The sequence below is a fragment of the Thermobifida halotolerans genome (genome assembly GCF_003574835.2).
In the GTDB taxonomy this organism is placed as follows: Bacteria; Actinomycetota; Actinomycetes; order Streptosporangiales; family Streptosporangiaceae; genus Thermobifida; species Thermobifida halotolerans.
Genome location: NZ_CP063196.1, coordinates 1,144,713 through 1,162,380, shown reverse-complemented (window position 1 = coordinate 1,162,380; position 17,668 = coordinate 1,144,713). Strand labels below are relative to the sequence as shown.

At 74.9% G+C, this 17,668-nt stretch carries 15 protein-coding genes; 5 read left to right on the top strand and 10 right to left on the bottom strand.

The genetic code is table 11. The features are described 5' to 3' along the window. Window positions 1-178 precede the first annotated feature (178 nt). Genes NI17_RS05120 through NI17_RS05110 form a run of 3 tightly spaced genes read right to left on the bottom strand, consistent with a single transcriptional unit; the run spans window position 179 to window position 3,201 of the window. Window positions 179-1,276, bottom strand: coding sequence for a type III polyketide synthase (locus NI17_RS05120; RefSeq protein ID WP_234401965.1), 1,098 nt, complete (start codon window positions 1,274-1,276; stop codon window positions 179-181). Then, window positions 1,273-2,481, bottom strand: a complete 1,209-nt coding sequence (locus tag NI17_RS05115) for an acyl-CoA dehydrogenase family protein (protein ID WP_243597620.1) — start codon at window positions 2,479-2,481, stop codon at window positions 1,273-1,275. Before NI17_RS05115 ends, NI17_RS05120 begins: the two co-directional genes overlap by 4 nt. Before the next feature lie 3 nt (window positions 2,482-2,484). Beyond that, window positions 2,485-3,201: a methyltransferase domain-containing protein gene (locus tag NI17_RS05110; RefSeq protein WP_068691942.1), complete on the bottom strand. Its 717-nt coding sequence runs from the start codon at window positions 3,199-3,201 to the stop codon at window positions 2,485-2,487. Between the two features lie 27 nt (window positions 3,202-3,228). On the opposite strand from NI17_RS05110, the gene NI17_RS05105 reads away from it, so the two are divergent. Continuing rightward, window positions 3,229-4,062: a UbiA family prenyltransferase gene (locus NI17_RS05105; protein WP_068691940.1), complete on the top strand. Its 834-nt coding sequence runs from the start codon at window positions 3,229-3,231 to the stop codon at window positions 4,060-4,062. A gap of 83 nt (window positions 4,063-4,145) precedes the next feature. On the opposite strand, the gene NI17_RS05100 is transcribed toward NI17_RS05105, so the two are convergent. Next, window positions 4,146-5,600, bottom strand: a complete 1,455-nt coding sequence (locus tag NI17_RS05100) for a serine/threonine-protein kinase (protein ID WP_157129740.1) — start codon at window positions 5,598-5,600, stop codon at window positions 4,146-4,148. 416 nt (window positions 5,601-6,016) lie between these two features. Between NI17_RS05100 and NI17_RS24360 the strand changes: the two genes are divergently transcribed. Both NI17_RS24360 and NI17_RS05095 read left to right on the top strand, forming a co-directional pair. Then, on the top strand, window positions 6,017-6,145 hold the full coding sequence (locus tag NI17_RS24360) for a hypothetical protein (RefSeq protein ID WP_267887203.1): 129 nt from the start codon (window positions 6,017-6,019) through the stop codon (window positions 6,143-6,145). Window positions 6,146-6,551: 406 nt separating this feature from the next. Continuing rightward, window positions 6,552-6,812, top strand: coding sequence for a hypothetical protein (locus tag NI17_RS05095; RefSeq protein ID WP_068691936.1), 261 nt, complete (start codon window positions 6,552-6,554; stop codon window positions 6,810-6,812). A 91-nt stretch (window positions 6,813-6,903) separates the two neighbouring features. Here NI17_RS05095 and NI17_RS05090 read toward each other — a convergent pair whose 3' ends face one another. Continuing rightward, window positions 6,904-7,308, bottom strand: coding sequence for a four-helix bundle copper-binding protein (locus tag NI17_RS05090; RefSeq protein WP_068691933.1), 405 nt, complete (start codon window positions 7,306-7,308; stop codon window positions 6,904-6,906). Window positions 7,309-7,428: 120 nt separating this feature from the next. Then, window positions 7,429-7,950, bottom strand: a complete 522-nt coding sequence (locus tag NI17_RS05085) for a hypothetical protein (RefSeq protein WP_243597619.1) — start codon at window positions 7,948-7,950, stop codon at window positions 7,429-7,431. 296 nt (window positions 7,951-8,246) lie between these two features. On the opposite strand from NI17_RS05085, the gene NI17_RS05080 reads away from it, so the two are divergent. Further along, window positions 8,247-10,670 (top strand): serine/threonine-protein kinase, encoded by a 2,424-nt coding sequence (locus tag NI17_RS05080; RefSeq protein ID WP_243597618.1) that lies wholly within the window; start codon window positions 8,247-8,249, stop codon window positions 10,668-10,670. A gap of 674 nt (window positions 10,671-11,344) precedes the next feature. On the opposite strand, the gene NI17_RS05075 is transcribed toward NI17_RS05080, so the two are convergent. The 3 genes from NI17_RS05075 to NI17_RS05065 form a co-directional block, all read right to left on the bottom strand. After that, the gene (locus tag NI17_RS05075) at window positions 11,345-12,334 is read right to left on the bottom strand and encodes an LLM class flavin-dependent oxidoreductase (protein WP_068691930.1); all 990 of its coding nucleotides are present in this window, start codon (window positions 12,332-12,334) and stop codon (window positions 11,345-11,347) included. A 172-nt stretch (window positions 12,335-12,506) separates the two neighbouring features. Further along, window positions 12,507-13,250 (bottom strand): maleylpyruvate isomerase family mycothiol-dependent enzyme, encoded by a 744-nt coding sequence (locus NI17_RS05070; RefSeq protein ID WP_068691927.1) that lies wholly within the window; start codon window positions 13,248-13,250, stop codon window positions 12,507-12,509. A 370-nt stretch (window positions 13,251-13,620) separates the two neighbouring features. Next, window positions 13,621-14,436 (bottom strand): pentapeptide repeat-containing protein, encoded by an 816-nt coding sequence (locus tag NI17_RS05065; protein ID WP_068692079.1) that lies wholly within the window; start codon window positions 14,434-14,436, stop codon window positions 13,621-13,623. A 219-nt stretch (window positions 14,437-14,655) separates the two neighbouring features. On the opposite strand from NI17_RS05065, the gene NI17_RS05060 reads away from it, so the two are divergent. Continuing rightward, entirely contained in the window at window positions 14,656-15,084 is a 429-nt protein-coding gene (locus NI17_RS05060) for a hypothetical protein (protein WP_119267628.1), read from the top strand. 71 nt (window positions 15,085-15,155) lie between these two features. Here NI17_RS05060 and NI17_RS05055 read toward each other — a convergent pair whose 3' ends face one another. After that, window positions 15,156-16,931, bottom strand: coding sequence for an outer membrane protein assembly factor BamB family protein (locus tag NI17_RS05055; protein WP_084012650.1), 1,776 nt, complete (start codon window positions 16,929-16,931; stop codon window positions 15,156-15,158). Window positions 16,932-17,668: the final 737 nt, after the last annotated feature.

Genomic DNA, 17,668 nt, shown 5'->3' with positions numbered 1-17,668 from the left:
GGCGGCACGCCCCTCCGCCGGGGGACGCCAGCAGCAGAGCGACGCCGAGCAGTGCGGCACCGCGCAGGTCGCGGGAGAGGTTGGAGCGGTAACCGGTGAGGGGGTCCTGACAGCCGACGGAAGCCGTGCCGATCCGCTGCCGTACCGGATCCCGGCGCAACCACCGCCCTCTCCGCGGTCACCGGGCGGGCGGAGCGCCGCCCGCCCGAGGCTCCGGAATGGCGTGGAGCAGTGCCGTGTAGAGCGTCAGTCCCGGTCCGAAGGCCATCGCGACCACCGGGCCGCCCTCGCGCAGCGCGCCGCCGCCGGTGAGCTCCTGCAGAACCAGCAGCAGGGTCGCCGACGAGCAGTTGCCGTGGTCGGCGAGCACGGTCCGGGACGCCGCCAGCGCGCTTTCGGGCAGGTCCAGTCGGTCCTGGACGACGTCCAGGATGCGCGGACCGCCGGGGTGCACCGCCCATGCCCGCACGTCGGGCAGGTCGAGTCCGTTGCGGGCCAGCAGACTCTTGACGCCCGGCCGCACGTGCTCGGCCAGCACGTCGGGCACCTGCGGGGACAGTTCCATGCGGAAGCCCAGGTCGGTGATGGTCCACGTCATGTGGTCGCCCGAGCCGAAGTCGGTGAACGCCGCGACGTCCACCAGTTCGAGCCGGGGCGGGCCGGTGAACGGGGTGTTCCCGGATCGCGGCCGCAGTACGAGGGCCGCGGCGGCGTCGCCGAACAGGGCGTGCGCGACCACCTGCTGCGGGTCGGCCGTCGGCGGCTGCAGGTGTAGCGAGGTGAGTTCGAGGCAGACCAGCACGGCGGTCCGCCGACGGGCCACCACGAAGTCCGCGGCGCTGCCCAGGGCGGGCAGTGCCGCGTAACACCCCATGTGCCCGACGAGCAGCCGCTGCACGTCGGGGCGCAGTCCCAGCGACGCGGCCAGCCCGATGTCGAGCCCGGGGGTGCCGTAACCGGTGCAGGAGGCGACCGTGAGCAGTCCGACCTCGTCGGCGGCGACGTCCGCGGCGGCCAGGGCGGCCGCCGCGGCCCGGTGTCCCAGGGGGTGGGCCTCCTGTGCGTAGCGCCGCATCCGGGCGGCGGTCGACCAGCCCGTCAGGTCCTCGCTGAGGGGGTTGACGACGGTGTGCCGACGGCGCACCCCCGACCCGGTGAAGATCCGTCGGGCGGCTCGGCTCGCGGCGAAGTGCCGACAGAAGAACGCGTCCCACAGCGCCTGCTGGTCGACGGCGGAGGGCAGCGCCGAACCCAGCCCGGTGATCGCGGCGGTCACCACCGCGGCACCTCGGCGTCGCGGTGGGGGTCGCCGTCCAGGGCCGCGACCCCCAGCCAGTCGGCGCAGACATCGGAGGTGGCGGGCTGCAGCGCGCCGCAGCGGGCGTCCCGGTAGATGCGCTCCAGCGGGTGGCCGCGCCGGGTCGCCGAGGCGCCGGCGGCCTCCAGCACCGAGGAGGCCACCGCGGCCGCGGTGTCTCCGGCGGTCAACTTGGCCCGCCACACCCAGCGGTTGGTCTCCGGCGTTCCCGGCTGCTCGGTCACCCGGCGCGCGGCCTCGGTGACGACCAGCTCCGCGGCGGAGACGGCGGCGTCGGCCCGGCCCATGCGCGAGCGGACGGTCGGCAGCGTGTGGAGTCCCCGCTCCCGGAGGTGGGCGCCGCCCGCGTCGAGGGCCGCACGCGCCACGCCGACGTAGACCGCGGCGTAGGAGGCCACCAGCCACTGCGGCATGGCTTCGGCCAGCAGCAGCGTCACCCCTTCGACGCCGCCCAGCAGCGCGTCGGGGCCGACCTCCACGTCGAGGTGGACGTCGTGGCTTCCGGTGGCCCGCATGCCCATGGAGTCCCACGTGGGTTCCACCCGTGTGCCCTCGCCCGCCGGCACCAGGAAGTAGGACACCCGGGGGTCGAAGGCTCCGGCGTCCTTGGCGGTCACCAGGTAGGCGTCGGCGTGGCCGGCTCCGGAGACGAAGGTCTTGCTTCCGGTGATGCGGAAGCCGCTGCCGGTGGCGTGGTAGACGGTGGAGGTCCGCGACAGGCGCGACCCGGTGCCGCGCTCGCTCATGGCGACGGCGTACAGGGCGCCCGCGGCGGCGTCGGCGAGCAGCCGGTCGCGTGCGGCGAGGAAGCTGTCGGGTGCACCCATCTGCCGGACCAGGTCGTCGGGGGTGTGCGCCAGGGCGCCGGTCACCGAGGAGTGCATGTTGAAGATCAGGGCGGTGGCACCCGCCCCGCGGGCGAGTTCGACCGCCACAGCGGTGTAGTCGGCGAAGGAGGCCCCGCACCCGCCGAGTCGCGCGGGCGTCATCAGGCCGAGCAGTCCGCAGGCGCGCAGGTCCGCGAAGTCCGCTTCGGGAAACGTCCCCGCCGCGTCGTGGGCCGCGGCCCGCGCGGCCAGTCGGGGCGCCAGTTCGGCGGCCAGGGCACGTGCGGCCTCCGGGTCGGAGGCCGGTCCGGCTCCGGTGGAGACGGGAAGCACCATCGTTCACCCCTCCTTGCGGCCCAGGCCCTGGAACAGCACCGCGGTGGTGGCCACCGGGACCATCCGTACCGTGTCCCTGCGTCTGAAGGCCCAGGCCAGCAGGTCGATCACCGAGGGACGGATACCCCGCAACGCCATCCGCACACCGAAGCGTGCGCATTCGTTGACCAGCAGTGTCCGGTCGACCAGCAGCGCGGGGTCGTGCACGCCCCTGGGGGCGAGCCCCGGCAGGCGCTCGGCGGCCTCGATCGCCACCCACCGGCACAGCGCGGTGGCCGCCAGGGTGTCCAGCACGAGCAGACCGCCGGGGCGCAGCAGTCGGCACGCCTCCGCGACCGCCCGCGGCAGGTCGGTGACGTGCTCCAGGATCTCCCCGGCGGCGACGACGTCCGCGCAGCCGTCGGCCAGGGGAACGGCGAGTACGTCGCCCAGCACCCCCCGCACGCCGTGCTCGTCGGCCTGGCGCAGCGCACTCGGCGAGAGGTCCACCCCGACGTGCCGGTATCCCCTGTCGGCCAGGTGGGGGGCGAGCAGGCCGGCGCCGCAGCCGAGGTCCACCAGCACCGCGCCGGGACGCGGCGCGGGGGGTACCAGCGCGGCGCGGGAGGCGGCCAGCCAGTGCAGCATCGCGAAGACCCCCCGCGGCTGCCACCACTGGTCGGCGAGCCGCTCGTAGAGGTCGGGGTCGCCGTGTCGTCCGGGCGGGTCGGTGGGTGCCATGGGCTCAGGCTGGCACAATGGCCTGCCATGCGAAACCTTGTCGCGGTAGTGTCGGCGCTGATCAGAGCCTCGCACCCGTGGCCCGCGCTGACGGTCACCGCGGTCGCCACCGGGCTGGCGGCGGCCTCCGGCCGCTCCGCCGGTGGTCTGGTGACCGTGACCGCCGCGGTGCTGGCCGGTCAACTGTCCGTGGGGTGGCTCAACGACCTGGTGGACGCCTCGCGCGACGCCCGGACGGGGCGTTCCGGCAAGCCGGTGGCCACCGGTGAGCTCTCCCGGCGGACGGTGCTCGTCGGCGTGCTGGTCGCGGCTTTGGCCGCGGTGGCTCTGTCACTGCCGTCCGGCGTGCCCGCGACGGTGGTGCACCTGGTCGCCCTGGCGGCTGCGTGGGCCTACGATCTCGGGGTCAAGGCCACGGCGTGGTCGGTGGTGCCCTACGCGGTGTTCTTCGGACTGCTGCCGGTGTTCGTGACGTTGGGCCTTCCCGGCTCGCCGCTGCCGCCGGTGTGGCTGGTGCTCGCCGCGGCGGCGCTGGGCTGCGCGGCGCACTTCGTCAACGTGCTGCCCGACCTCGACGACGACCTGGCCACCGGTGTGCGCGGACTGCCGCACCGGCTGGGCGGCACCGGAAGCCACGCGGCGGCCGCGCTGCTGGTCCTGGCCGCCTCGGCGCTGCTGGTCCTCGGCCCCCCGGGCGGGGCGTCGGGGGTGGGCCTGGTGGCGCTGCCGACCGCCGTGCTGATCGTGGCCGCCGGAATGGTCGCGGGTCGCCGCCCGGGGTCCCGGACCGCGTTCTCCTCGGTGCTGCTGGTCGCCCTGATCGACGTGGCGCTGCTGGCCTCGGGCGTGCCGCTGCGCTGAGGCGGCGACGGCCCCGCCCGGCGGTCGGGCACAACCGTGCGGCCGTCAGCGACCGGAGAGCACCGGGCGGCGCGGACGCGGACTCAACCGGTCCCCGAGCCGCCGGCCCCCTCGGCCCGCCGCCGCCACTGCGCGGCCTCCGCGTTCCGTCCCTGCTCCGCGCAGAGCGCGGCGAGGCGCTCCATGGCGTCGGCGGCGCCGTTCCCCGCGGCGCGCCGGTACCAGATCTCGGCCCCCGCGGCCTCGCCCCGCCCGTGGAGCAGGAGGCCGAGGTCGACCATGGCGTCGACGTGGTCCTGGGCCGCGGCACGCCAGTACCAGACCTCGGCCTCCGCGGTCTCGCCCTCGTCCTCGAACAGGAGGCCGAGGTTGTGCATGGCCTCGATGTCGCCGTCCTCCGCGGCGCGCCGCCACAGGGCTTCGGCCTCGGCGACCTCGTCTCGCTCGCAGAGCAGGAGGCCGAGGTTGTGCACGGCGTCGGTGTCGCCGTTGGCCATGGCGCGGCGGTACCACACCTCGGCCTCGGCGACCTCGTCTCGCTCGTAGAGCAGGGCGCCGAGGCTGTTCATGGCCCTGGCGTGGCCGCTCTCCGCGGCGCGGCGGTACCAGGTCTCGGCCTCGGCGGTCTCACCCCGCTCATAGAGCAGGAAACCGGTGTCGAACATGGCGTCGGCGTGCCGCTGCTCGGTGTGGGGGCTCTCCTGCTGTGCGGGCGGGGGCTGGGGCGCGGCCTGGTGCAGGAGGGCGGGCAGGTCGGTGCTGGCGGGCCGGTCGGCCGGGTTCTCGGCCATCATCCGCGTGACGAGGTCGGCCAGGGCGTCGGGGATGTCGGCGCGCACGGCGCGCAGCGGAGGCGGGGGCTGGGTGAGGTGCTGGCGCGGCAGCGCGGTGCGGCCGCCGGTGAAGGGCGGCTGTCCGGCCAGCAGGGTGTACAGCAGGCAGCCGAAGGCGTAGACGTCGCCGGGCGCGTCGGCCTCGGCGCCGTCCCACTGCTCGGGCGGCGTGAACGCCGGGGTGCCCGACACGGTGTCGGCCGCGGTGGGCTGGGTGAGCGCGTCGGCGATGCGGGCGATGCCGAAGTCGCAGATCTTGACGTGGCCGCCGTCGCACAGGAACAGGTTGGCGGGTTTGAGGGCGCGGTGCACCACCCGCTGGGCGTGCGCGGCCCGCAGCGCCTCGGCCGCCTGCGCTCCGACCGTGGCCACCTGCGTCACCGGCAGTCCGCCGGGGTGGTCGGCCAGTACCGCGGCCAGGTCACGGCCGCGCAGCAGTTCCATGACCACGAACAGGTGGGTGTCGTCGCGGCCGAAGTCGTGGACGGCGGTGATGCCGGGGTGGTGCAGGTCGGCGGCGACGCGCGCCTCCCGTTCGAACCGCCGCGCCCGGGCGTCGTCCGCGACCGTACCGGCGGGGAGGAGTTTGACGGCCACCGGCCGGTGCAACTTCGGGTCGAAGCCCTGCCAGACCTCGCCCGTTCCACCCCGGCCCAGCAGGTGGCCCAACCGGTAGCGACCGCCCAGCACTCTTCCCGACCACACCGGTCCACGCTCCTTTCCCACGGCTGTCCCGCCCGTGCCGCGGGTACACCGCACCCGACCGCACAGAACACAGCAAACCGCAGTACGGCGCACCGTGCACACCCCGCTCCCGGGCCGGATTCCGCCGGCACCGGGCACGGATGGCCCCGCGCACGAAACAGCCCCGGTCACGGGGGCGGAAGGACGGGACGCGATCCCCGGCCGCACCGCACCCGCCGGGACGTTCCGTTCCCGGCCACCACCGCCACCGCCGTCGTCTCCCTCGGGCCGCCCGCAGAATCCCGGCGGTCCCCGGACGGCTCCCGCGATTGGGCGGCGCTCCAGGGGTAGCGGGGCGCGGCGGGAGTCCCCGAGGGCGCGGGCCGAACGCCGCGGGGCCGCGGTGTCCGAGCACGTGTGCCGGAAGGTGGGAGCTGATGGCCGTCGTGGTGCTCGCGGCAGGGGTCGCGATCCTCCTCCTCGTCGCGTGGGAGGTGCTCACGACCGCGCTCATCACCACCAGCAGGGGCGGTCCGGTCACCAGCGCGGTGACGTCGCAGGCGTGACGGCTGCCGCGCCGCCGGGCGGGCGGTTCGCACCGCGTCCTCTCCGCGCTGGGACCGGTCGTGGCCTTCAGCGGGCTGTTCCTGTGGACCGGCGGGGCGTCGCCGGGCCGGGGGCTGGTGTTCCTGTCCGGCACGTCGGTGGAGACCTCGACGACCGGCCATCCGGCGGACGCGAGCGTCTCTGCTCCGTGGGATACAGCCTGACCGCCCCGGGCAACGGCGGGGTCCGGCCCACCGGCCCCGCCTGGCAGGTGGCGACGGTCCTGACCAGCGCGACCGGCCTGACCCTGGTGACGCTGATCCCCACCCACGTCAGCTCGCTGGTCAGCGCGGTCGTCGAGGAGCGCTCCCCGGCCGTGCTCGTCAACGCGCCGGGTGGGACGCCGGAGGAGGCCTGTCCGCGGGTGTGGAGCACCGGCTGGACGGGTTCGCGGTCGCGCGGACCAGGGCGGTCATCGCCGAACTCGCCGCCACGGGAGGCGACGGGAGCGGACACGGGCCGCCGCCTCCCGCGCCCCCGCCGCATGTCCTGGGCGACCACGGCATCCCCACCGTCGACCGCGCCGAGTTCGAGCGAGTCTTCGGCGACCCCGCCCGGCGGCGTTCTGCCCTCGCCGCGCTGGTCCGCCACCGGGGATGGAGCGGGGAGGACGTGCGCCCATCCTGACCGGGCCCCTCCCCCACGCACGGGAACCGGGGCGCGGCCCCGCGCTCCCGGTGTGCTCCCGGGGCGGGGCCGCGCCGTCAGGATGTCGCGGTCACAGGGAGGCGATGAGCTCCCGGCAGACCATCTCGCAGCGGCGGCACGTCTCGGCGCACACGCGGCAGTGCTCGTGGTGCTCGGCGTGGCGGGCGCACTCGTCACCGCAGGTCTTGCAGGACTGGGCGCACGCCTCCAGGACCGCGCGGGTCAGGTTGGCGTCGTAGCCGGTGTGCCGCGACAGCACCCGTCCCGTGGTGTCGCAGATGTCGGCGCAGTCGAGGTTGGTGCGGATGCACTTGGTGAGCTCGGCGACCGTGTCCTCGCTGAGACAGGCGTCGGCGCACGCGGTGCACGCCTGGGCGCACTCGAAGCACGCCTCGATACAGGCCCGCAGCTTCTCCCGGTCGACTCCGCCCAGGCTCTCGGGATAGGTCTCCAGCATCTGTCCCGCAACGCTCATGGCGGTCCCTCCTCTCAGAACCGGCGCCAGCCCCGAACCCTGATCCGGGCTGTACCGAACGCCGGACTCGGTGCGCCCGCTATCCCGTGGAGGGGGGACCTAACCCGATGATCTTCGCGGTCACACGGTCTCGCGGACACCGCTGCCGCTGCGGTCCCTGTGGGGACGCGAGACGAACAGGGCCGAGACCCACAGCACGCCGGCGGCGGCGAAGCCGACCGCGGTCCGCGAGAGCTCCGCGTCCCCGCTCAGCGCCAACGCCGCTCCCGCCCCGGCGATCCCGCACAGCAGCACGCCGGTCCACACGTACAGCGACCGTCCGAAGACCGCGGCGAGCGGGAAGAAGTGCGCGCCGACGACCAGGCAGACACCCGCGGGGACGAACTCCGGGAGGCCGAGGAGGACAAGGACCACCACGACCGCGGCGATCACCACCACCTGGAGGACGCCGACGAGGGTGAACCGGCGCCCCTGGCGGGCCGACACCGGCGTCTCCGGCGTCTCCGAGAACCCCATCCTCGTCGCGATCATCAGGACGACGACGGTGACCAGCATCGACGCGCCGATACCGAGCAGCATTGACATGGTGTCGACGAGCCCGGCGCTGGCGCCCAGCGCCCACAGGAACGCGAGGACCGTCATGAGGATCACGCCCCGCGGTCTCGTGGAATTCTCTGTGTTCTCCTGGGGAATGGGGGATGAATTCATACCGGCCCTTCTTCCCCAGCCTCGTTCACGGAAAACCGCCGACCGGTTACCGAACGGATCCGAACGGAGGAGGGCTCACCGCAGACGCGCAGGTCCTCCCTTTCTCCCGGTAACGGCATGGCCGTTTCCGGCCACCTTCGGTCACCTCGCGGTCCCCTGCCGCGAGGAGGGCAGAAGAATGGTGTTCGGCCGAACACCATTCGATGACCGGAATCTTCGAGGTTGCGTCGATGACTTCCCCCGCCCCTCACGGCCTGTCCGGCCTGCCCCCCGAGCTGCGTCCGCTGCGGCCGGGCGATCCTGCCCGGATCGGCCCCTACCGGGTGGTGGGGCGGCTCGGGCAGGGCGGCATGGGTACGGTGTTCGGCGCGCTGGACGGGCGGAACACGTGCGTCGCGGTCAAGGTCGTGCACGCCGAGTTCGCCGCCGAGGCGGAGTTTCGGGCGGGCTTCGCCCGGGAGGTCGCGCTGATGCGCCGGGTGGGCGGGCTGTGCACTGCCGCCGTGCACGCGGCCGACCCCGACGCCGAACGGCCGTGGGTGGCCACCGACTTCGTGCCGGGGCGGACGCTCCGCGCCCACGTGCGCGAACACGGCCCTCTGGAGGGAGACCTGCTGCTGGGGTTCGCGGCGGGCGTCGCCGAGTCGCTCGCGGCGATCCACTCGACCGGAGTGGTGCACTGCGACCTCAAACCCGGCAACGTCATCCTCGCGCCCGACGGCCCGAAGGTCCTGGACTTCGGGATCGCCCGACTCGCCGACGAGGGGGTGCGCGCCCAGGGGGCGCTGTTCGGCTCCCCCGGGTGGATGAGCCCGGAACGCTACGCCCGGCACGCCCCCACCCCGGCCGCGGACATGTTCGCCTGGGGCGGGATGGTCGCGTTCGCCGCCACCGGACGCAGCCCCTTCGGTTCGGGGAGCACCGCCGAACTGGCCCGGCGCACCCTGCACGACCCTCCCGACACCGCGGGCGTGCCCGAGGAACTGCTGCCCCTGGTGGAGCGCGCGCTCGCCAAGGACCCGGCGGTGCGGCCCACCGCCGGGGACGCGCTGCGCGTGGTCCTGGCGCTCATGGGCGAGGGCGAGGAGACCCGCGGCGAAGGACCGGACGCGCTGACCGAACGGCTCCGCCTCCGCCTGGCCCGGCACTGGCGCGGCATCGACGCGTCCTGGCACCGCCCCGCGCTGTGGGTCGCCGCGGCGTCGGCCGTCTCGGCGGCGGCCACGGCCAGCACCGCCACCGGTCCGGGGGCCGTCGGCGTGGCGACGGGAGGGACCGGGACGGGCTCCGTCGGCGCGGCCACGGGCGGCGCGGCCACGGGCGGCGCGGCCACGGGCGGCGCGGCCACGGGCGGCGCGGCCACGGGCGGCGCGGTCGCCGTGGGCGCGGGTGTCACCGGAGGCAAGGTCGCGGCGGCGGTGACCGCCGCGGTCGTCGGCGCCGCGGCGATCGGCGGTGGCGGCTACCTCGCCGCCGAGTCACAGCCCGCGGAGATCGTCGCGGACTCGGTGGCGCTGGTGGAGAACGCGTCCTCGTTCCGCGCCACCCAGTGGCAGCGCCCGACCGAGGAGGCGGTGCGCCGGGAGCATCCCGGCGCCTCCGGCGCGGAGGTGGCGGACCTCGTCGCCGCCGGGGAGCGCAGCGTCTCCTACACCTACGCGTCCTCTCCCGGGGCGGCGGTCGAGGCGGCGGTCACCGACGGCGCGGGCGAGACGGCCACCTACCGGCAGGTGGACGGCGAGTCCTACCTGCACACCGCGCGGTACCGCGGCCTCACCGACGTCTGGCTGCTCAACTGGCACGGGAGCGACCCCGTCGCACCGGGCGCCCTGGCCGTGGAGGCGTTCACCGCGCCGCTGCGCGCCCTCCCCGAGGCGGCCTCTCTCACCGACGAGGGGAGGGCGGAGGTGTCGGGACGTCCCGGCACCCGCTATTCGGGGCTCTTCGACGCGGTGTCCCACGCGGGCACCCCGCTGGAGCAGACCCTGCCCAGCACCCCGTTCGAGTTCGTGGTCGCCGCCGACGGGCATCCGCTGCGGTTGGCCTACACCACCGACCTGGTCGAGTACGAGGTGGTGTTCGAGTCCTTCGACGAGCCGGTGACGGTCGCGGCCCCCTCGCCCGACGCGACCGTGGCGGGCGCGTGCGGACCGTCCCTGGACGGCGAGTGGCTCGTCGACGCCTCCTCGCCGGGAGTCTCCTGCCAGGAGGCGCTGCGCGTGCTCGACGGGTACCTGACCGAACCGGACACCCAACCGCAGGGCAGCGGCGCGTTCGCCGAGTTCGACGGCTGGACCTGCTTCGTCGACCTGGAACCCGTCGTCGATGCCACCTACGGCGGGTGCGGCCGCGGCGGCCCCGCCTTCTCCTACTACATCCCCTGGGTTCCGGGGTGGGTGGCGGAGAGCGGCTGCACACTCTCCCACGACGGCACGTGGCACCTGAGCGGCCTGGAACGCACCACCTGCTCGGCAGCCGCCGCGGCCGTCGAGGACTTCCTGTCCGGCCGCGGCCCCCACGACGGCGGCGTCTTCCTGGTCGACTCCGGCGGCTGGAGTTGCAGCCTCTACCACGTGCCCGACTCCCGGACGGACATCGGAAGCTGTGAGGGTCCGGGACTCGAGGTCGTCCGCTTCCACCGGGTCCGCGGCTGACCTCCGCCGCGGCGGCCCGGGTCGGCGCGCCCGTCCCAGCCGGACCAGCCTGGCGACCGTCACCGGGAGGCGGGACAGCGCGACCGAGGCCAGCCACGCCGCGACGACCGGCGCGACGGTGGCCAGCGTCGGGGGTGAGCACCGCGTCGGCGGGCGGCGCGTGGTGCCGTGCCCGCCGAGGCCGTGGCCGTTGTCGGGGCTGTCGCCGGGCGCCTGCGGCCGACGCGTCAGCGCGGCACCCTCCGGGAGGGTACGCGGACGCCGCCCGCGCCCACCCCGCCGCTGTTCTGGGCGACCAGCCACCGGGCCACGTCCCCGGCCGTGGTGACCACGCCGCCCGCGCCCACGGTGAGGCTCCGGGCGGGGACCGATGCCGGGCGGTCGGGGAAGGAGGTCTCAGATGTCCCCGTCCCGGGGGGTCCGGTGGCCCCAGCCCCGGGAGGAGGACGGGACATGGTCCAGGAGACCTCCGCCCACCCGTGCCTCCACGGACGGACCGGTTGGCGGACACGGGGCACCGCGGCACCCGCGCCCGTGGGGCGGGATCGTCCTCACGGCGCGGGGAGGCGGAGGCGCGGACGGACGCGCCGCCGCCCCTGGCACCCCGCCCCGGAATGCCCCGCCGGGCTCCTCACCTGCCGGCGCGGGACGGGCGGCCACCGGGGTGTGCGACCTCAGGCCGAGGCCGGCTCCCAGGTGTCGGCCAGCAGTTCGAAGGAGCGCAGCCACGCCTCGCGGTCGGTCACCGACGAGGCGACGATCAGCTCGTCGGCCCCGGCGTGCCCGGTGAACCAGGTGAGGTAGTCCCGCACCTCCGTCGGGTCGCCCACGGCGGTGTACCGGACCATGTCGAGGATCTGCCGTCCGGCCGGGGCGGCCAGGACCGCGTCGGCCTCCTCGGGGGTGAAGGTGCGTCCCCTCCCCAGCAGCAGTCCCACCCGAGCCCGCTTGACCTCCGTGAACAGCCGCTGCGCCGCCTCGGTGGCATCGGCCGCGATGACGTTGACCCCGGCGATGACGTAGGGCTCGGCCAACTGCTGCGACGGCTGGAACTCGCGCCGGTACAGGGCGACGGCCTCGGTCAGCGCGCCGGGCGCGAAGTGGGAGGCGAAGGAGTAGGGCAGGCCGAGAGCGGCGGCGAGGCGGGCGCCGAACAGCGACGAGCCGAGGATGTACAGCGGCACGCCCGTGCCCCTGCCGGGGGTGGCGTCCACGCCCGGCACGCGGGACTCTCCGGTGAGGTAGCCCTGGAGTTCCAGCACGTCCTGCGGGAACCGGTCGGCGGAGGCGGCGTCGCGGCGCAGCGCCCACATGGTCTTCTGGTCGCTGCCGGGCGCCCGGCCCAGGCCGAGGTCGATGCGGCCGGGGTGCAGGGTCTCCAGGGTGCCGTACTGTTCGGCGATGGTCAGCGGCGCGTGGTTGGGCAGCATGACGCCGCCCGCTCCCAGGCGGATGCGGCTGGTGTGCGCGGCGATGTGGGCGATGAGCACGCCGGTCGCCGACGAGGCGATGGTGGGCATGTTGTGGTGCTCGGCGTACCAGATCCGCCGGTAGCCCCACTCCTCGGCGTGCTGGGCCAGGGTGACGCTGGCGCGGAGGCTGTCCCCCGCCGTTTCTCCGGGGCCGATGTGCGCCAGGTCGAGGATGGAGAGTGGGACGGCCATTGCGGTGCGGGCCTTTCGTCGCGGCGGACAGGGCGGGTCCCGGGGCGGGCGCCCCGGGACGTTCGGTCTACAACAGCGGCGGCGAAGCGGTTATTTCCCCGCGCCTTCCCCGCCCTGCCGCTGCGGCCGCCTCCGGCGGCCGACCGTGGCCGCGGGGGTCAGCGTCGAGCGGTCATCCCAGGGACGCCTGCTCCAGCCAGCGGTCCAGCAGCGCGGCGTCACCGGACACCTCGACCCGTGTGTCGGTCGCGGGCAGTCGACGGTAGAAGACCCGCAGCACGTCGGTGAGCGGGCCGCGCAGGGTGACGGCGGCCTCCCCGGGGCCGCGGCGCCAGGTGAAGCCCTTCTCCGCGGGTTCGACCAGCCACTCGGCGCCCTCGGTGTCGGTGGCGTGCAGGCGGATGCCACCGCCCCGGTGCCCGGGCAGCGCGACGGCACCGACCTCCTGGAGGAGTTCCAGGAATTCGTCGAGGGCGTCCACGGCGACCTCCGGGGCGACGGTGTAGTCGGCGCCCACCGCACCGGCCGCGTCCGCCCGGTGGACCACCAGGTCGTGGGTTGCGCGGCGGGCCCAGGACAGCGCGGTTCCGGGAACCGACCAGACCGCCACGGCCGTCCCCGGTTCGGCGGCCCGCAGCGCGGCGGCGAACCTGTCGGCCTCCTCGCTGATCCGGTCGACCGACGCGGTCGGATCGTCGTCGAGGGCTGTGGCGTCGTCGGCCTGCCCGGTCGCGTCCCGGACGGCCGCCCCCACGGCACGCAGGTTGCCGCCGATGTGCCCGACGAGGTCGGCGAGCGTCCACCCCGGGCAGGTGGGCACCTCGGTGGCGGGGTCGACGCCCTGCAGCACGTCCCGGAGCAGGCCGGTCTGGTGGACGACTTCGACGCGGTAGCGGTCGTAGCTGAGAGGAGCCATGGGGGCAGGCTAGGCGACGGCGGTGACAGCGGCCGTGCACCGGCGGGACCCCGCCCCCTCCGTCCCTCCGCGGTGGAGGGGTGGCGGCGCGGGGCCCCGGGGCCGGGATGCCCTCTCACCTGATCTGCCGGTGGAGGCGGACGGCCGGGACGCCTGCACACGGCGCCCCGGGGCGAGACGCCGCGTGAGTCCCTCCCGCCCCCCGTGGTGCGCGACCGCCTCCGGGGCGCGGGCGGGTCGGCCTCCCCGCTCCGCCACCAGCCCACCCCTTGGGCGGAGGTCTCCTCGACACTGTCCCGCCCTCCCCCGGAGTCGAGGCCGCATGCCCCGGGGCATGCGGGGCATGCGGGACTCTTCCGGGCCGGGACCCTCAGTCCCCCAGGCGGAGGCCCCGGGAGCGGCCCGTGTCGCCGACCACCGTCCAGACGCCCGGTTCCACCTCCTGGGACAGGGCACGCAGACGCTCCTCGACCTCGCGGTCGGGCCAGCGGGTCCCGGCCGTCCACCGCACCTCGAACACGGCCGCCCCGGTCAGGTCCGCGCCGGACAGGTCGGCCCTGGTGAGGTCCGCGCCGCCCAGGTTGGCCTCGGTCAGGCTCGCGCCGGTCAGGTCCGCGTCCACCAGCGCCGCCTCCGTCAGGTTCACCCCGGCCAGGTCCACGCCGCGCAGCTTCGCGTTGGGCAGGTGTCCGTCGGTCAGGTAGGCGTCCGACAGGTCCGCGCCGGACAGGTCGGCCCTGCCGAGGAGCGCGCTGGTCAGGTTGGCGCCCGCCAGGTTGGCCTCGGTCAGGTCGGCGTCGGTCAACTCCGCGTCCGACAGGTTCGCGTTGGTCAGGAGCGCGCCGGTCAGTTTCGCGCCGGTCAGTTCGGCGTCGGCCAGCACCGCGCCCTTCAGGTCCGCGCCGACCAGTCTGGCCCCGACAAGGGTCGTCCGCGCCAGGTTCGCTCCGGGCAGTCGCGCCCGGCTGAGGTCCGCCCCGGTCAGGTCGGCTCCGCTCAGGTTCGCCCGTGCCATGCCCGCGTCCGTCAGCAGCGCGCCGACCAGGCTCTCACCGGCCAGGACCGCGTCGTTCAGCCTGGCGCGGCGCAGGTCTTTGGGGCGGGTCCCGCCGGACTGCGGAGCGGTGGGACCGGGGTCACCGGTCAGGGTCCGGGTCAGTTTCCCGAAGAAGGAGTCGGCGCGCATCGGCACACCCCGTTCGTCAGCGTCCGGCGGCCGGTCGGCCGGGGCCCGGTCCGCGGGCACGGGAGGGTCGCGGTCGCGTCCCCCACGCCGCTTCGATGCGCCGCAAAGCGGTGTGGTTCCTCCCGGATACGGGTTCTGTGTCGGGGTATGCGGGCGCGTGGTGCGGCGGTGTCGCCGATTCCCCTGTCGTTTCGGGCCCTGCCGGGGCAGAATCGCGGTATGAGCGCTTCACGGTGGGTGTGGGTGGGGATCTCCGTTGTCGCCGTGGCCGGTGCGCTCGCGGCGGCGCTGTTGCTGGGCGGCGGCCCCGCCAGCCGCGCCGGGTGGGAGGCCGCGGGCTGGGTCGCGGGAGTCCTCGCCGCCCTCGTGCCCCTCGTCCTGGTGGTGCGGTGGGCGCTCGCGGACGGCAGGAACCCCGAGACACCCGAGCGGCGGGACTCCGGCGCAGGCGCGGTCACCAACACCGTGACCGGCCACGTCTCCGGCACCCTCATCCAGGGCCGCGACTTCCACGGCGACATCACCGCGGGCTCCTACGGCGGCGACCACGTCGACTTCCGCGGCGGCACCTTCCACGGCCCGGTCACCGGCAGGAGCACGCCCCCCGCCCCTTCCGACGACGGGGAGACGCCCGACCGGCGGCCGTGAGCCGCACGGTTGGCCGTGCGGGCCGCGCAGCCGCGGCAGCGCCGGTCCTTTCGCACACGGAGGCTCGGGACTCACCGCAGGCCGGAGATCGGCCGGTCGGGATCGTCGAGGAAGACGACGAGCGCACCGGGGGCGGGCACCAGGCGCACCCGGGAGATCTCGGCGTCCGGCCTCCCGGCGTCGAACGGAACGCTGAAGGGCTCGGCGCTGCCGTCCCACGGCGCCACACCGATGTCGTAGGCGTCTGTGGTGCCCGTGTCCTCGCCCAGGTGGACCACGACGGCGGCATCGGCCAGGTCCACCCATTCGATTCCGGCGAAGACGTGCGGGAACAGCGCGTTGCTCGCGGCGCTCGCCGCAAGCTCCCCGTCCAGCGTGCGCCGTTCGTGGACCAGGGTCCCTCCGAGTTCCTCGTCGATGCGCACGACCGAGACCGAGTCCGCCGTGAAATGGATGCTCTTGCCGTTCTCGGTGAGGTCGAGGTCGTCGGCCAGCACCTCGCCGGTCATCCGGTCCACCACCAGGTACCGGCTGCCGGACCCCCACTTCTCCACGGCGACCACCGAACCGTCCGACGTGACCGGGTGGAGGTAGGAGCGACTGCCGTCCCGGTGGTACGTGATCTCGGGGTTGGCTCCGAGCGGTCCCTGCTTGGGGCGCTCCACGAGCCACTCCGGTGCGCCGGTGGCCGCGTCGAACGCCGTCAGGCGGTTCGTTCCTCCTCTGAGGTCGAGGGCCGCCTGCTTCCACCGGGCACCGGCGCCGAACTCCGCCAGGTCCTCGTGGCAGTTCTGGGAGACGACGACCATGTCGGAGAAGGTCCGGATCCAGCCGTGGGGCTGGATGTCGACCAGGCAGCCGGGGTCCAGCGCGGCCGTCCAGAGAACCTCGTCGGTCTCCAGACTCCGCGCCACGAGCTGTCCGCGGCCCTCCTCCAGCAGGATCCGCGCGTCGGAGGTGAGCAGGTCGATGTCCGGGAGTCCCTTCTCCGAGGGGATTCCCGACCTCCGGAAGGGCAGGTCCGAGGGGGCCAGGGCGTCGCCGCGCACCTGTCCGGTGGCGGCGTCGAGCGTGAGCAGTCCGCCCCGGACGTCCCGGTGGTGCACCGTGAAGGCGAGGACGACGGTCCGCCCGTCGGGGGTGACGTTGACCTCCACCCTCCTGCCGGGCCTGCGGTAGTACCAGGTCTCCTCGCCGGTCGCGGTGTCCAGCGCGACGACCCCGTCGCCGACGTCGACGACCGCGCCCGCGCTCGTGGCCAGTACCCGGCGGGCCTCCCTTCCCTCCGGGGGATGCCACGTCCAGGCCACCTCACGCACCACGGACGGCACCGGTTCGGCCGCGGCGGCGTCGACGGTGGTGTGCCGCACCAGGACCTCGGTGGCGCCCATCCATCCCGCGGCGGCGAGCAGCAGCGTCACCGCCGCCCCGCTCGCCAGTCCCGGAAGCGGCCCGGTCCACCGGGGCCGGTGGCTGTGTCCGACCGCCGCCACGACGGTCGCGCCGACGGCCACGGCCACCTGCCCGACCCAGCCCAGCACCGGCCAGGGTGTGCTTCCGCGCTCCGGTTCCGCGAGCCCGAGCAGCCAGACCGGTGTCTCCAGCCAGGCCATCCCCGCGGCGGCCACCGCGAGCACCGCGCCCAGGGCCACCGGCGGCCGTGCCGCCTGCTGCTGTTCCTCCTCCGGGACCCGTTCCAGGAGTTGCAGCAGCATCAGCCAGCCGCACAGACCGGCCAGCGCCCAGAAGAAGACGCGGATGACCGGGCGCGGATCGTGGCCGCTGCCGTCGTGCCCGAACAGCGGCGCGACCAGGGTGGCCAGCAGTCCCGTCGCCAGTATCCCCACCCCGAACCAGGTGAGAAAACGCCGCGCGGATTTCCGCGGACGGGAGGGGGTCGAGGGAGGGGGAGACATCGCTGTGCTCTGCTCCTCTGCAGAATTCTGTCAACATTGACGTTATTGGGCGTTCCCCCACATTTTCAACGCCCGTACCGTCAGGATCACCAGGATGGACGATAATTCGCGCCGTTTCCGACAGGATCATCGTATGGGAAATCACGGCGGCGATCACCTGGGCTTTCGGACGGGGTTTTCCGCGGTCCGGCCGTCGGGAAACACGGAGGGCACCGCTGTCGCCCGGCGGTGCCGCAGTCCACTTCCCCGCCTCACCGGTCCCGGCATCGCGCCGCGGGGTCCTCGGGGATTCCGGCGCGGCCGCGTGGGCGCCGCACCGCGCCCGGCCGGGGACCGGTCCCCCGCCATCCGGTGCCGCCATGCCGCTGACCTGCCCTCAGGTGCCCAAACGGCGAGGGCTGCCGCCGGGGGGACATCCCGGCGGCAGCCCGTGTCCGCGGCTGGACGCGGCCCCTCCGCCGCCCTTTCCCGGGGAGCGGGACGGTGGGCGCGACATCCGCCCCGCTTGGGTGGCCCCTCCCGCCGCTCGCCGGGCCGCTGGCCGCGAAGGCCCCGGAAAGTGCTGTTGACTCCACCGGGCCCACGCCGCCGACGGACGCGTTTCGACCGGTTCGGTGAGTATTCCGAATGGTGGCTCCGGTGCCGGCCCGCGTCCGGAATACGCCGTC

Excerpts from the sequence above, each read along its gene's own strand:
- NI17_RS05115 (WP_243597620.1), bottom strand. The coding sequence starts at position 2,481 with ATGGTGCTTCCCGTCTCCACCGGAGCCGGACCGGCCTCCGACCCGGAG.
- NI17_RS05110 (WP_068691942.1), bottom strand. The coding sequence starts at position 3,201 with ATGGCACCCACCGACCCGCCCGGACGACACGGCGACCCCGACCTCTAC.
- NI17_RS05105 (WP_068691940.1), top strand. The coding sequence starts at position 3,229 with ATGCGAAACCTTGTCGCGGTAGTGTCGGCGCTGATCAGAGCCTCGCAC.
- NI17_RS24360 (WP_267887203.1), top strand. The coding sequence starts at position 6,017 with ATGGCCGTCGTGGTGCTCGCGGCAGGGGTCGCGATCCTCCTCCTCGTC.
- NI17_RS05090 (WP_068691933.1), bottom strand. The coding sequence starts at position 7,308 with ATGAGCGTTGCGGGACAGATGCTGGAGACCTATCCCGAGAGCCTGGGC.
- NI17_RS05085 (WP_243597619.1), bottom strand. The coding sequence starts at position 7,950 with ATGACGGTCCTCGCGTTCCTGTGGGCGCTGGGCGCCAGCGCCGGGCTC.
- NI17_RS05080 (WP_243597618.1), top strand. The coding sequence starts at position 8,247 with ATGACTTCCCCCGCCCCTCACGGCCTGTCCGGCCTGCCCCCCGAGCTG.
- NI17_RS05075 (WP_068691930.1), bottom strand. The coding sequence starts at position 12,334 with ATGGCCGTCCCACTCTCCATCCTCGACCTGGCGCACATCGGCCCCGGA.
- NI17_RS05070 (WP_068691927.1), bottom strand. The coding sequence starts at position 13,250 with ATGGCTCCTCTCAGCTACGACCGCTACCGCGTCGAAGTCGTCCACCAG.
- NI17_RS05065 (WP_068692079.1), bottom strand. The coding sequence starts at position 14,436 with ATGCGCGCCGACTCCTTCTTCGGGAAACTGACCCGGACCCTGACCGGT.
- NI17_RS05060 (WP_119267628.1), top strand. The coding sequence starts at position 14,656 with ATGAGCGCTTCACGGTGGGTGTGGGTGGGGATCTCCGTTGTCGCCGTG.